11 protein-coding genes are annotated in these 14,833 nt (G+C 59.8%); all 11 read right to left on the bottom strand.

Annotation, left to right across the window (positions count from 1 at the left end):
* Positions 1–60: 60 nt before the first annotated feature.
* Positions 61–1,584, bottom strand: coding sequence for a DUF3138 family protein (locus QUG01_RS18810; RefSeq protein WP_500831418.1), 1,524 nt, complete (start codon positions 1,582–1,584; stop codon positions 61–63).
* 49 nt (positions 1,585–1,633) lie between these two features.
* Positions 1,634–2,473, bottom strand: coding sequence for an ABC transporter permease subunit (locus QUG01_RS18805; RefSeq protein ID WP_500831417.1), 840 nt, complete (start codon positions 2,471–2,473; stop codon positions 1,634–1,636).
* Positions 2,470–3,375 (bottom strand): ABC transporter permease subunit, encoded by a 906-nt coding sequence (locus QUG01_RS18800; RefSeq protein WP_500831416.1) that lies wholly within the window; start codon positions 3,373–3,375, stop codon positions 2,470–2,472. Before QUG01_RS18800 ends, QUG01_RS18805 begins: the two co-directional genes overlap by 4 nt.
* A 196-nt stretch (positions 3,376–3,571) precedes the next feature.
* A complete protein-coding gene (locus QUG01_RS18795; protein WP_500831415.1) occupies positions 3,572–4,672 on the bottom strand; it encodes a polyamine ABC transporter substrate-binding protein in 1,101 nt (366 codons plus the stop codon).
* An 829-nt stretch (positions 4,673–5,501) separates the two neighbouring features.
* Complete coding sequence (gene trhP / locus QUG01_RS18790; RefSeq protein ID WP_199153702.1) at positions 5,502–6,848, bottom strand: prephenate-dependent tRNA uridine(34) hydroxylase TrhP; 1,347 nt, start codon at positions 6,846–6,848, stop codon at positions 5,502–5,504.
* 24 nt (positions 6,849–6,872) lie between these two features.
* Positions 6,873–7,292: a hypothetical protein gene (locus QUG01_RS18785; RefSeq protein WP_071110401.1), complete on the bottom strand. Its 420-nt coding sequence runs from the start codon at positions 7,290–7,292 to the stop codon at positions 6,873–6,875.
* 158 nt (positions 7,293–7,450) lie between these two features.
* Positions 7,451–7,666, bottom strand: a complete 216-nt coding sequence (locus tag QUG01_RS18780; protein ID WP_043628883.1) for a hypothetical protein — start codon at positions 7,664–7,666, stop codon at positions 7,451–7,453.
* Positions 7,667–7,690: 24 nt separating this feature from the next.
* Positions 7,691–8,473: a ferritin-like domain-containing protein gene (locus QUG01_RS18775; RefSeq protein WP_500831427.1), complete on the bottom strand. Its 783-nt coding sequence runs from the start codon at positions 8,471–8,473 to the stop codon at positions 7,691–7,693.
* A 72-nt stretch (positions 8,474–8,545) separates the two neighbouring features.
* Positions 8,546–12,460 (bottom strand): hybrid sensor histidine kinase/response regulator, encoded by a 3,915-nt coding sequence (locus QUG01_RS18770; RefSeq protein ID WP_500831414.1) that lies wholly within the window; start codon positions 12,458–12,460, stop codon positions 8,546–8,548.
* A 2-nt stretch (positions 12,461–12,462) separates the two neighbouring features.
* On the bottom strand, positions 12,463–13,194 hold the full coding sequence (locus QUG01_RS18765) for a response regulator (RefSeq protein ID WP_500831413.1): 732 nt from the start codon (positions 13,192–13,194) through the stop codon (positions 12,463–12,465).
* Positions 13,195–13,203: 9 nt separating this feature from the next.
* Complete coding sequence (locus tag QUG01_RS18760; RefSeq protein WP_500831412.1) at positions 13,204–14,424, bottom strand: EAL domain-containing response regulator; 1,221 nt, start codon at positions 14,422–14,424, stop codon at positions 13,204–13,206.
* Between the last annotated feature and the right edge of the window lie 409 nt (positions 14,425–14,833).

The raw sequence follows: 14,833 nt of genomic DNA, 5'->3' as shown, positions 1-14,833 counted from the left end.
GCCTGGCAAATTAAAAAGCGGCGGGACTGGCCCGCCGCCGCTGGAAAACCGATGCCGAACTCAGAAGGTGTAGACCGCCTGGGCGCCGATCAGGTCATTGCTCTTGCGATAGCTGCCATCGTTGCGCAGGAAGACGTTCTCGCTGGCCCAATCGTGGCGGTATTCCAGCTTCAGCGTCAGCTGATCGGTGGGGAAGAACAGCAGGTCCGCCGTCAGAGCCTGGCGGTTGGCGCCCTTGCAATCGGACGATCCGCTAGCCAGACAGGCGGCGGACACGCCGAAGCCATTCACGCCGTCATAACCGCTGCCGTTCAGAGCGATGCCGCCGCCACCGCCGCCGTTCTTGCTGTTGTTCAGATAGTCATAACGCAAGGTGGCGCCCATCTTGCCGACGGTTTCCGTCATCCACTTGCGGTGACCCAGCAAGGAAGCACCATACCAAACGGCGTTGCCGCCATTCCAGGCGGCGTGCTGCTGTTGGCCGTAATCCAGTTCGACGTTGTACTGAATATCGCCCAGAGTGTAGCTGGCATCCGCCTCGGTGAAGAAATAGTTGGAATATGCGTTGCTTGACGCGCACTGATAACCAAAACCAGTACTGCCTGCCAGACAGCCATTCGTTACCGGAACCGGATTTGCAGCATTCTGTCCGGCGCTGGTCAACAGCGTCTGTTTGCCAGCATTGAACGACCAGCCCACATCCAGCGCGCTGCTCCAAGTGTAATCCACGCGCGCGGTGAAGGTTGGCGTGTTGTTGCTCTTCACCTGAGGATTACCGGTAGTTGCATTGGTGCCGGTATTAGCCAAATTGGCATGCGTGCGGTACTGCTCATTCGCCAGCAGGAACTTCCATGCCCAGACATCATGACTCCAGTTGAAGCCAGCGCCGACATAGCTGCCCGGATCGCTGAAGTCGTACAGCAGGCCGTGGGTCAGGGTCACCATCTGGTTCGATTGCTGCACCTCGTAGCCGCCGAAGCTGTTCATCAGGCCGGCATTGAAAGTCCAGGTGTCGGTTAACGGGAAGTTGATCACCGCGGTATTGATGATGTTGTTGCCGCTGCCGCCATCCAGCAAGGTGTTGCCTGAGCCGCGGTTGGGCATGATGGTGATTTCGGCGCTGGGCGCGGTGGGACCGATGCCGAAGGTCTTCTTGATGTCCAGATAGACGTCGCCGAAGGTGCTGTTGCTGTAAGCGTAAGTATTCTGGTGGTTCAGAAACTGGAAGCCGGCGCTATTGTTGTTGCGGTTATAGATATAGGTGGGATCCAGATAGCCGGTGATGCTCAAGCCGGCCAACGGCCCGTCGGTCGCCGCCGTGTTGAGCTTGTCCACCTTCAGCTCCATATTGGCCACGCGCTCTTTCAGCTCCGCTTTGGCGTCCTCGTCGGCCGCAGCAGCCTCCGCCGCCGGCTTAGCGGCTGAAGCAGAAGCCGCCTCCACCGCCTTTTGCAGCTCCGCCATCTGCTGCTGCAGTTTTTGCATCTGCGCCTTCAGCCGGACGATTTCATCCGTCTTGGCATCGGCCATCACCACGCCGGGCAGCGCGGCGATCAATGCGCTGATCAGAACCTTCTTCATCATCATTTCTCCTTGTGCTGCACTGCTGTTGTTGTTTACATCGCAACCCTGCTCAGCCGTTGGCAAAGGCCAATCGCATCTCTTTCTCGCGCTTGCGCGTCATCGCGCCCATATAGATATTGGCCGCCACCACCCCTATCGATACCAATACGATGAACAAGGTGGCCAGCGCGTTCATTTCCGGATTCAGGCCCAGCCTCACCCGCGAGAAGATGACCATGGGCAGGGTGGTGGAACCCGGACCGGACAGGAAGGCGGTCAGCACCAGATCATCCAGCGACAGCGTGAACGACAACAGCCAGCCCGAAACCAGCGCCTGCGAGATCAGTGGCAGCGTGATGACGAAAAACACTTTCAGCGGCCGCGCGCCCAAGTCCATCGCCGCCTCTTCCAGCGACAGGTTCAACTCCCGCACCCGCGACTGCACCACGATGGTGACGTAGGACACGCACAGCATCACGTGGCCGATCCAGATGGTGAACACCCCCCTGCCCTCGGGCCAACCCAGGCTTTGCTCCATCGCCACGAACAGCAGCAGCAGCGATATGCCCTGGATCACTTCGGGAATCACCAGCGGCGCGTTGATCATGCCGGTAAACAGCGCAAACAGCCGGAAGCGGCCGAAACGCCCCAGCACGAAGCCGGCCCAGGTCCCCATCACCACCGATGCCGTTGCCGTCATCAGCGCGATCTTCAGGCTGAGCCAGGCGGCATTGATCAGCTCATCGTCGTCCAGCAAGGCGGCGTACCACTTGAAAGAAAACCCCGACCACAGCGTCACCAGTTTGGACTCGTTGAACGAGTAGATCACCAGCAGCACGATGGGCAAGTACAGAAAGGTGTAGCCGAGTCCCAGCACCAGAAAGGACAAGGGTTTGCTTGGCTTGATCATTTCGCCTCCTCCATCGTCTTGACCTGGTAATGCTGGAACAGCGCCATCGGCACCAACAGCAGCAACACCATGCAGCAGGTCACCGTGGCGGCCATCGGCCAGTCATTGTTGCTGAAGAACTCTTCCCACATCACGCGGCCTATCATCAGCGTGTCCGAACCGCCCAACAGCTCCGGGATCACGTACTCGCCCACCGCCGGGATGAACACCAGGAGGCTGCCGGCGACGATGCCGTTCTTCGACAAAGGCAGCGTCACCTGCCAAAACGCGCGCCACGGCTTCGCGCCCAGGTCGTAGGCCGCTTCCAGCAGCGTCAGATCCATCTTCACCAAGTGGGCGTACAGCGGCATGATCATGAACGGCAGGTAGGAAAACACCATGCCGATGTAGACTCCCCAGTTGGTGTGATACAGATGCAGCGGACTGTTAATCACCCCCAGCCATAGCAGGAACTGGTTGAGAAAACCGTCGTTCTTCAGAATGCCTATCCAGGCGTAAACCCGAATCAGATATGAGGTCCAGAACGGCAGCATCACCATCATCATCAGCGTGTTGCGCGTCGCGCCCTCGGCCCGCGCGATGTAGTAGGCCATCGGATAGCCGATCAGCAGACACAGCACGGTGGAGAAGAACGCCATCTTGACCGAGCTGACATAGGTGGCGAAATACAGGTCGTCGGTGAACATGAAGCGGTAATGGCTCAGGTTGAGCGCAACCGTGTAGACGTCGTTTTCCAGCTTGGTCAGCGGCGTGTAAGGCGGGATGCCCAGCTGCTGCTGGGAGAAACTGATGCCCACCACCAGCAGGAAGGGCAACAGGAAAAACACGAACAGGAACAGGAAAGGCACGGCTATCGCCGTTGTCCTGCCCGATGGCAACCATTTCAGATCCGGTAGTTTCATGGCAGCACCACAACGCCTGAGGCGTTTGAACATTGCGTCCCCATCGGCGAAGCGCCTTCGCCGACACCTTCAGACCGCCCGACAAGGGGCGGACAATGTCCCACGGCTGTCCGGCCGTCCCGGCCAAGCCGGGCAGCGGACTATTGTTGTGTGATCCAAGCACGAGCCGGATGGCGGCACCCGGCTCATGACAGGCTTAGCGCCCTGTCTTCAGCTGCGTCCACAGCCGGTTCTGCAGACGGGTGATGTCCGCCGGCAACGGCTTGAGCAGGAACAAGGTTTTCATCACCGATTCCGGCGGGTAGATGGTCGGATCATTGGCGATTTCCGGCTTGACGAACTTGCGCGCCGCCGCGTTGACCGTCGGGTAGAACACCTCGTCGGTAATCGCCGCGTTGACCTCAGGCGTCTCGATGTAGTTGATCCATTTGAGCGCGGCCTCCGGGTGCGGCGCGTCCTTCGGGATCACCATCACGTCGAACCAGATCGGCGCGCCGGACTTGGGAATCACATAACCCAGCTGATAGGAACGCTTGGCCTCGGCCGCCCGGTGCTTGGCGATGTTGACGTCGCCGGACCAGCCCAGCGCCAGACAGATGTCGCCATTGGCCAAGTCGTTGATGTAGCCGGACGAGTTGAATTGGGTGATGTACGGGCGGATCTTCTTCAAGGCCTCGAACGCGGCCTGGTAATCGGCCGGATTCTTGCTGTTCGGGTCCTTGCCCAGATGGTGCAGCGTCACGGCGAACACGTCGTTGGCCTGATCCAGCACGGACACGCCGCAGTCCTTCAGCTTGGACACGTATTTGGGATCGAACAGGATGTCCCAGCTGTCCAGCGGAGCGTTGTTGCCGAGGATGGCCTTGACCTTGGTGAAGTTGTAACCCAGGCCGTCGGTGCCATAAGCCCACGGCACGCCATGCGCGTTGCCCGGATCGGCATCGACGATCTTGGCCATCAGCGACTTGTCCAGATTGGCCAGATTGGGCAGCTTGGACTTGTCCAGCTTCTGGTAGATGCCGGCTTCGATCTGCCGGGCCATGAAGTTGGAAGTGGGCACCACGATGTCGTAGCCGGCGCGGCCGGTCAGCATCTTGGCTTGCAAGGTGTCATCGCTGTCGTAGACATCGTATTTCACCTTGATGCCGGTCTGTTTTTCAAAGCCGGGGATGGTGGACTTGGCGATGTAATCGGACCAGTTGTAGACGTTAAGCGACTTGTCTTCCGCCAGCGCGCCGGTGGCTGGCAAAAGCATCAACAAGGAATACAGAACTTTGTGAACCAGTTTCTTCTTCATGACAGGCTTCCTAAGTAGCACGACCATAAATGCTCCCGCCGATGACGGGAGATCCCGAGGAACTGCATTCTTCATTGCGTCGTCTGCCCATTGCGCTGGCCTGGCCGCGCAGACGGCGGCATTAAACCAACATACACCAAGGCAGGCGAACGTAATATGCTCAAGCGTTACGTCATGTAACCCGAATTCGTCGCGCTCACAAAACCACCCCATCCCGCGCGGGCCAGCCTTGGCTTACCATTGGGTTGTCTGTGTTAACGCCTTGCTTCAGGCGCGCCGCGAGGCGTTGTCAGCGATTTGACTTCGGAATCAACGGATAGACGGAACGGTTCAGAAAGAAGCGGGAGGGCTATGCAGGGAACGAGGCGGCGAGTGAAGCGCAAACGCGGGTGAACCGGCGCGGCAGGACGGGGAACAGTCAGGCCAAGGTCGGGCTGCTTGCATCATGATTTCCTCTCTCTCGCTCCAATATGCGATGGTGGCGTTTAATAAATTTGACGCCATAATTTTTATGTAACTACTTTTTAATCAGGTTTACGCAGAGTTGCAATAGAAAAGCCAGTTGCTTCACAAAAAAATCAACACACTGTCTATTTGTTGCCAACTAGCGTTTATGATCATCAACGCCGCGATGACCTATCGGCCTAAGCGCGAGCTTGGCCGGCCTTTGATTCAAGACATTATCATCAACGAATCTCGATCAGGAAATCGCTGGCTTCCTGGCGGCGCCGCAATCAACCATCCCGCAGCACCGACGCAACACCTGCTGCCGGTTGATAAAGCAAAAAGGCTGCCAGCGGCAGCCTTTAAATACGAAAAACAGCGGCAATCACAACAGGCGGGTGATCAGGGCCTTGTGGTCATAGCCGGCAAAACCGGGGATCCGCACCTGCATGCCGTTGCCGGCAGCCACCTGCACCGACTCGCCATTGCGTATCATCTGCGCCAGTTCAATGATGCGGTTGCCGGACGGATGGATCACCTCCAGCTTGTCGCCGACGGCGAACTTATTCTTCACCTCCACCAGCGCCCAGCCTTCGGCATCCACTTCGATCACATCGCCGACATACTGGCTCTGCTTGGCCTTGGAGTGCCCGGTCAGGTAGTTCTGGTAATCCTGGCTTTGGTGCCGCTCAAGAAAGCCCGGGGTATAGCCGCGGTTGGCCAGGCCATCCAGATCGGACAACAGGCTCAGGTCGAACGGACGGCCGGCGACGGCGTCGTCGATCGCCTTGCGGTACACCTGGGCGGCGCGCGCCACATAGTACAAACTCTTGGTGCGGCCTTCGATCTTCAGCGAATCGACGCCTATCTTCGCCAGTTTCTCCACCTGCTCCACGGCGCGCAGGTCCTTGGAGTTCATGATGTAGGTGCCATGCTCATCTTCAATGATGGGCATCAGCTCGCCCGGGCGGCTACCCTCTTCGATCAGATAAGTCTTGTCCGCCAAGGGGTGGCGCTGCTGGCTGCCGCAGGACGAGAAATTCTGGTTGGCTTCTTCCAGCGCCTTGTTGAAGTCGAACTGGATCACCTGCACATCGCCGGCGTCGTCGCCCTGCGTGTCGTGGACCTTGTAGTCCCAGCGGCAAGCATTGGTGCAGGTGCCTTGATTCGGATCGCGGTGGTTGAAATAGCCAGACAGCAGGCAACGGCCGGAGTACGCGATGCACAATGCACCATGAACGAACACTTCCAGCTCCATGTCGGGGCATTCCTGGCGGATTTCCGCAATCTCGTCCAGGGACAGCTCGCGCGACAGGATGATGCGCGACACGCCCAGCTTCTGCCAGAACTTGACGCCCATATAGTTGACGGTATTGGCCTGCACCGACAGGTGGATGGGCACTTCCGGCCACTTCTCGCGCACCATCATGATCAGCCCCGGGTCGGCCATGATCAGCGCGTCCGGCTTCATGGCGATGACCGGTTCCATGTCGGCCATATAAGTCTTGATCTTGCTGTTGTGCGGCAGGATGTTGCTGGCGACAAAGAACAGTTTGCCGCGCGCGTGGGCCTCGTCTATGCCCTGCTTCAGTTCTTCCAGCTTGAAATCGTTGTTGCGTGCGCGCAGGCTGTAGCGCGGCTGGCCTGCGTATACGGCGTCGGCGCCAAAATCATAGGCGGCGCGCATCTTGTCCAGCGTGCCGGCCGGCAGCAGCAATTCGGGGGCTTTGATCATTGGGTGATGACTTCTTGGTATTCAGTTGAGCAGGCAGGAAACCGGCAGCGGCTTGCGGTCCGGCTTGACGAAAGCCTTGCGGGCCGAGTCTGCGGCCAGGCGTTCGGACGAGTAATGCTGCTCCAGCACGGCCTTGGCGTCCTGAGCCAAGTCTCGACAGCTGTCCAGAAAAGCCTGCCAGTCTTCCATCAGCGCCGGGTCGGACTCCACCCGGCTATAGGCGATGGCCAGCAGCGCCATCGTCAGCGTGTGGTTGTACTTGGTCGCCGCGCCATTGGCCATGGCGAAGCGCGACAACGCATGCGCGCAACGCGCGGCCGCCTCCGGCGCCGGGTACTCCCGGCGATAGCCCCAGGCTGCGTACAGGTGGGCTTGATGATTGAAATCCGATGCTGCCAGCGCATTGGCTTCCAGCTTACGCAGGAATACCTGGTGCTCCATGGTGCAGACGCTCCGCAAGTGCAAAAAACGACAGGCCCCGCACCATAGCGGAGCCTGTTTGAGGCTTATTCGGCCGCGATTATGCGCGGGTGGACATTCAGCGTCAAGCCCGCCTGACGCATCGCCGCAACTTTAAGCCGCTGTTTTTTAAAGCCGTTTTATTTTCGTGGTTTTTGCAACAATGCCGCCAAAGCCAGCAACTGCCCCGCCATGGCAAGCAATAGCAGCATTGGGCACAGCAATCGCAGCAACAGGCTTTCCGTCTCGCCGCCGCGCCATAGCACGGACATCGCCATGAATAACAAGGTGGAAGCCAGCAACATGGCAATGCCGAATTTGCGATTGCTGCGCAGGCGAATGAACAGGTTTTTCATTTTAAAGAGATCCGGATAAAAAAGTCAGGCGTCGGCCGGCGGCTCGCCCAGCCGGGCCAGCGCCGCCAATTCGTCGGCGAAGAAACCCGCGGCTTCGCGCGCGGACAGATTGTAGTCGCCGGGATGCAGTTGCATCGCGTACTCATCGAGTAGACGGCGGAAAGTCGCCTGTGGTTCCAGCCCGCGCTGCCGGCATAGCTCGCAGAACCAGCGATTGCCGATCTGCACATGGCCGATCTCGTCGCGCAGGATGATGTCCAGCACGGCAACGCTGGCCGTATCGCCGATGGCGGCCAGCCGCCGCTGAATGCCCGGCGTCACGTCCAGTCCGCGCGCCTCCAGCACTCTGGGCACCAGGGCCATGCGGATCATCGCGTCATGATCGGTCTTGCGCGTCATCGCCCACAGGCCGTCATGCGCCGGAAAGTCGCCGTAGGCGAAACCGAGCTCCCGCAACCTGTCCTGCAGCAGCCGGAAATGGCCGGCCTCCTCCGCCGCCACCCGCAGCCAATCGCCAACGAAGCCGTCCGGCATGTCGCGAAAACGCCAGGCTGCGTCCAGCGCCAGATTGACGGCATTGAATTCGATATGGGCGATGGCGTGCAGCAAGGCGCCATGCCCCTGAGGGGTAGAAAGGCCGCGCCGCGGCACCTTGGCGGGATGGACCAACTCGGGACGATCCGGCCGCCCCGCCTCCGGCAAGGCGTAGGGCGGGTCTGCCGCCAGGCGGGCCAGGGAGCCGGCGCGCCAATCCTGGAAAAGCCGTTCGGCAAGCAACAGCTTTTCCTCGACGTTGCGGCACAACAGCGCCTACTCCAGCAAGGGATAAAGCGATACGGTTGAGTGCGTCATGCCGCGGATTTTAAGCGCCGCGCGTCCTCAGGCCAAGTCTGCCTCGGCTTGGGCTGTCAGCCAGTCATCGAAACGCGCCAGTTCCTCGTCGAACTTCTGCATCGCCTGATGGGCCAATTCGACATTGTGGTCCTTGCCGGCTTTTTCCACGGCCTCCGCCGCCGCGCCCAAGTCAGTGGCGCCGACCATGCGGCTGGCGCCCTTGATCCGGTGGGCGGCAAACCCGATCTTGTCCGGATCCCGGCTTTGCAGCGCCTCGCGCAACGCCGCCACGTCCTCCTGGTTGCCGGTCTGGAATTCACGCAGGATTTCCAACTCCATGCTCACATCGCCGTTGCTGTAGACCTCCAGCACGCTGCGATCGATCGGCGCAGAGAGGCTATCCGCCCCATCATGAGCGTCTGCCGGCAGCGCGGGCTGGGGCAATGGCTCCATGGCAGCCTCCGGCGGCAAGATAGCCTGCTCTCCCGAGTCGCCGACAGACCGCATCCATTTGCTCAAGGTCGATTGCAGGGCATGAATCGACAAGGGCTTGGTGAGAAAGTCGTCCATGCCGGCCTCGCGCGTCTTGTCCACCTCCTCTTTCGCGGCATTGGCGGTGCAGGCGACGATGGGAATACGGCCGCACTCGGGATGCGATGCCTCGTAGGCGCGCACCAGCCGGGCCAGTTGATAGCCGTCTATGCCAGGCATGTGGCAATCGGTCAGAATCAGGGAATAACGCCCAGCCAGCCACTTGCTGAAGGCGCGATCGCCATCCTCGGCCCAATCTGCCGGATATCCGAGCTTCTCCAGCTGCTTCAGCGTCAGCTTGCGATTGGTAGGATTATCCTCGGCAAACAGAATGGGATAACCCTTCTCGACACCGGCAGACGCACCTTCACTGGCAAGGGGGGCGGAAACCGACTCCAAAGGCACCCGCTGCTCAGGCAGCACCACCGGCTCGACCTGCTCGGCCAGCCATTCCAGCTCCAGCAGCAGCCGGGCGCAACTGCCCTTGCCCGGCTCGCTTTCCATTTCCACATGCCCGCCCATCAAACCGGCCAGCCGCCGGCAGATGGCCAGCCCCAAGCCGGTGCCGCCAAAACGCCTGGTCGTTTCGGAGTCCGCCTGGGTGAATGGCTGGAACAGCTTGCTCAACTGCTCCTGCGACATGCCGATGCCGGTGTCTTCGACCTCAAATGCCAGCACCTGATAATTGGCGACGGTATCCATCACCCTCACCCGGATGTCCACTTGCCCGCCGGCGGTGAACTTGATGGCATTGCTGATGAAGTTCTGCAAGACCTGCCGCACCCGCAACGGGTCCATCACCAGCGTCGGCGCCAGCTTGTCGTCCAGGGTCAGCGTCAGCGCCAGGCCTTTCTTGTTGGCATTCTCCTGATACAGGCTGCGCAGGCTGTCCATGAACGGCTGCACGGCCGTCCGGGTGGGAATGATCTCCATCCGGTCCGCCTCAATCTTGGAAAAATCAAGAATATCGTCGATCAGCCTGAGCAAGGTATTGGCAGAGTCTTGTATGGTGGACACGGTATCGCGCTGCTCCGCGTCCAGCTGCGTCATCGCCAGCAACTCCAGCATGCCGAGCACGCCGTTCATCGGCGTGCGGATCTCGTGGCTCATCGTGGCGAGGAAGGCGCTCTTGGCGCGGTTGGCGGCATTGGCCTGGTCGCGCGCCATGCGCAGCTCGAACTCCGCCATCTTGCGTTCGGTGATGTCCAAGCAGGCCAGAATGATCACCGACTCGGCCGCGTCCGGGAACAACAGCTGCCCCTCGAACAGCACCCAGATCGGCCGGCCGGTGCCGGTCAAGCACTCCAGCTCGCAGTGGATGCGCGCATTTTCCTGCTGCATCTTGGACATCTGCTCGGCCAGCTCGTACCAGCCATGCTCAGAAGCCAGCAACTCCATCAGGTGCATGCCGGACAGGCCGTATCCATCGCCGACATCAAAAATGCTTTCCGCGGTGAGATTGGCGCGGGTGATCTGGAAGTGTTCGTTCAAGCGCAGCAAACCCACCGGCGAAGCGGAGTACACCGCCTCCTCCTCTTGCAACACCGCGCGCAATTGGGCTTCAGACATCTTACGGCGGTCTTCTTCCGCGTAAAAACCGAGGATATTGGCGTAGGCGCCCAGCAAGGGCAGGATGCTGATGCCGAGCTGCGACAGCGTTGGCCGCATCAGGCAAACCCCCGCCGCCACCTCTCCGGCCAGCATTACCGGCAAGGAGACCCAGGACGGCTGCGCCGACAAGCTGCGGAACAGGGCCGGCAATGGCGCCTCGGCCATCGACAATTGCTGTATCTGCGGCAGGAAATCTGGCCACTCCCCGGCCTGCAAACGCAGGGACTCGTCGCTGTTATCCAATGCCGACCAGGCGACCAAAACACACTGTTCGGAATGCGTGAAATCCAGGAAAGTATCGTGCAAGCGCGCAAACACCGCCTCGCGCGATGAGCGAGAAAGCAGCAAAGCCTCGATTTCCGAAATGACCGACAGCAAGTCGACGCTGCGCTCCAGCGATGCTTCAGCCAGCCTGCGCTTGTGCTCATCCCGCACGATCAAGATGTGCAAAGGACGGTTCTCCCCGTCCTGATAGCGATCTATCGTCAGCAAGGCGTGAAAATGCTCGCCGCCACTGCCCATTCCCTCTACCTGCAGCGAGCGCCCCTCCTGAATTTCCAAGGCAGACAACACGGAATGCAACTCATCGTTCATCACGAATAGCTGCTTGACGGGCATGCCAGCCAAGATGCTCATCGAGTAGCCGAACATTCTTCCGGCGCCCTCGTTGGCCATTTCGATGGCGCCGTTCTGATTGATCACCAGCATCGCATCGCCGGATACGTCAAGCATGCGCTGCAGAAAATCCAGCGGCTTGAGCACTTTGCGCACCATCACGTACAGGAGGAAGCCCAGCAACACGATTTCCACCAAAGCGAACAAGCCGGCTCGCAGCAGCTCGCGCCTGGCATCGGACAAGCTAGCCTGGGCCGCGGCGGCAGTATGGCCGGACACATCCTGCAGCGTCTGCGAAAACGCCTCCGTCAACTGATCCAGATTGCGGGCAAAGTTGGTGGCCTGGGCGAATTGCAAACGCCCATCCAATTGATCCAGCTGCAATTGCGCCAACAACTGCTGCCGCTGCGCCAGCAGCGCGAGCGTGGTGAACTTGGCCGACAAACGCGGATCCTGCACGCTGTCCACTCGGGGCCTGAGCTTGTCCAAGGTCAGCATCCCGGCAGCCAAACGGCGCGCCAGATCCTCTTCCACGTGCCGGTCCAGCCTGTGCCCCAACATCGTGCGCAATACCAGCGCCTGGGCATTGGCCCGCAGCCAATAGGCGGACATCCACAAATCCTGCCGCAACCACACCAGATTATTGATGCGCGGATCGCCGCTCGCCGCCATGGAAACCACCGCGTCGCTCAGCAAATGCTGCACCTGCTCCTGAACATCGCGCGTTTCTTCATACAGCCGGGTTGTCAACGCTTGATTGGGGCCTGTGCGGGCGCGCCAGGTTTCGCCGGCCAGCGCGCGCAACTGCTGGAACTGACGCAGGGTCTGCTGCAAATGGATCAATTTTTCCTCGATCCGGCCGTTCTGCCTCTTGCGCAAAGACGTAGCCAGCGCGAAATAATCCTCGTCCACCCGTCGGCCCAGCTGCTCCAGCCGATTTTGCTGGTCCGAGGTAGGCGGCTTGCCCAGCAGCAAGGCGCGCAATTGTCCGCTTTCGCTCAGTTGCGCTTCCGCAAAGCGGTAAAGCAAATCGGCATCGCCGCTCCATTCAGTCAACTGGCTGGCTTGCTGATATTGCTCCCAAGACGTGATCTGCAGTTGCGACATGACGCCAATTTGCAGCATGCCCAGTAACAGCACGATGACCAACACGCTGCGACCGATCGCGCTTGCCTGACTATGCTGCGGCCGAATCCGGGTCATGGCTAGCTTCTCACAACCGGCTGGGCCACTGACTCCGGATTGTCCAATACGAAAATCTGCGCGACGCCATAACGCTCAGAGTAATCCTTCAATACCGACAATTGATTGGCGGAGATGGTGGCGCCGCGCGGCAACAGCAAATGTCCGGACCGGCTGCGCAGGTCGCGCGTCAGTAGCGCGCCTGGCTTGACCTTATCCAGAGTCAGACAGCTCTCTTCCGGCTCATCGTGGGCGATGGGCGTCCTAGTCTCGAACAGCCGGCCAAACACTTTTTTGTCATAATCCGTGCCCGTGGAGATGTGATAGTAGCTAAATGGATCGATTTCCGGCCGCGCCCGCTGCAATGCAGTCTGGATCGCCTTTTCCACATCGGCCGGCTTAGGCGGCTTGACGACGAAGCCATCGGCGTGCAGCTGGCTGGCCATCACCACATTGCTGCGGTCCGCATGGCCGGACAAAAAGACGAAGGGTAGATTGGAAACATTGGCGGTATGGCCGCAGCGCAGTTCCTTGAGCAAATCCATGCCATTCATAGGCTGCATTTGCACGTCGCACAAAATGATGTCGACCATGCGGATATCCAGCATCCGCATCGCGGCAGTACCATCTGCGGCCTGATAAATATGGTCCTGCCGGATACCCATGCTCTGCAAGGCCTGCGAAATCAGCGTACGCACCAAGGTCTGGTCATCGACGATCAAGATGCGCAAGCGGACCAAATCGACCGAAATCATCGCGTCTCCTCAAGTAACGGATACCGCGCCATCCGCTGCAGAACTGCTTCCCCAAATGCTTCTGGTCGCCGCCACCAACTCGTCTTCCGGTATGGCCGCGCCCAGAAACTGCCCCATTCCGCTGACGCACCCAAGCGATCGCGCCAACTCCAGGCTCTCTTCATTATCGATGCGCGTTGCGCAAACTGCGGCCTGCGACAAGCCGAAATAGCGCAAAAGGCGAAAGGCGCCCGCATCTTCTCCCAGCAATACCCGCATCCAGCGCAAGGTTTCCACCGGCACATTCAGCTGGTCGAATGGAAACTTGAACAGATTGCTCACCGCGAGGGCGCCCTGCCCGAACTCTCCCGCCAGCAAGCGGAATCCCAAATAACGAACTTTGGCGATATTCTCGAAGCACACCGCGTCTGCGTGCCTGCCCAAGCCATCGCTCAACTCAAAGCCGATGCGCCGGGCCGCGACGCCATATTGCTGCAGCGCCATATAACAATGGTCGAATACGTTTTCCGCACACAGGCAGGCTTCATCGATCGGCACGCTGATTGGGCACTCGGCAAAAGACGTCTGCCGCGCGATATCGACCAGCAGCTTGGCTATCCGCTCCACCACCGTTTCCAGCATGACGGCCGACGCCATCCTCCGGCCAGCCAGCCGCGAAAGCAGATAGTCCATCGGATAACGCTTGCCATTCTGGATCAATCCGGCCAGGTGAAAACCACTGAGCTTGCGCTCCGCCAGCGTAAGCACCGGCGCAAACTCCAGCCGATAGTCGTCCTCGCCTATCATCGACAATAACTGCTCGATATCCACCGGATACAGCGGAAGCCGCCTTTCCATTTCATTGAAGATATCGTCGAGCGTGGCGACGAAGGCTTCCGCCGAATAGGGTTTGGTCAGAAATCGGGTGCAAGACATGCCCAGCGCGCTGGACATGTCGGCAATGGTTTGCAGCGTTTTGCCGTCGTAGCCGGAAATGATCAGCAGTGCGGACTGGTAGCCCAGCTGCGCCACATTCTTGATGAAATCTATGCCGTTCATGCCGGGCATGCCGATATCGGTGATCACCAGGTCATAGCCGCCTTCCACCAGGCTCCGCAGCGCCTCGGCCGGATCGCTGAACTCATCTATCTCCACCGCGAAACGGCTGAAGAAGCTGGCTTGGCGCGAGATCAGCTTGCGCAATACCAATTGGTCATCGAGTATCAAGAACCGCTTTGGCTTCAGCTCCATGCTGATCATCCCCTTCCAGGCAATACCGCAGCAGTCTCAACGCTATGCACTCGGCCCCCGGCCAGCTTAAGAGGCTTCTCTGCGCAGCATCACCGCCTCCGCCCGCCGCTACGACATTCGCGTAACTTTCCGCCGCGTAATACCATGTATAGGCTGACATACTTGCCAGCACAAGCGGCCATCCGTTTGCCTTGAGAGGCGCCGCCCTGCGCCTCGCCATTCCGCTAGCGGGTCGCATGCGCGTCGACACTCAGCCCTTGAGTCGACCCGAACAGACTCAGGACCACGCTAGGGGCTGTTGACGTTTGGTGAGTGGATCGCGTTTGAGCTACGCCAAACCCGCAGGGCCGGGCGCCTTTCGCGCCGACTCTTCGTTGTTCCGCGCTGGCAGAGAATGACTATGCGGCGC

Source organism: Chromobacterium sp. CCUG 76385, assembly GCF_059916625.1.
Note: the sequence above shows the minus strand (reverse complement) of the source record. Positions and strands in the feature narration are given on the sequence as shown.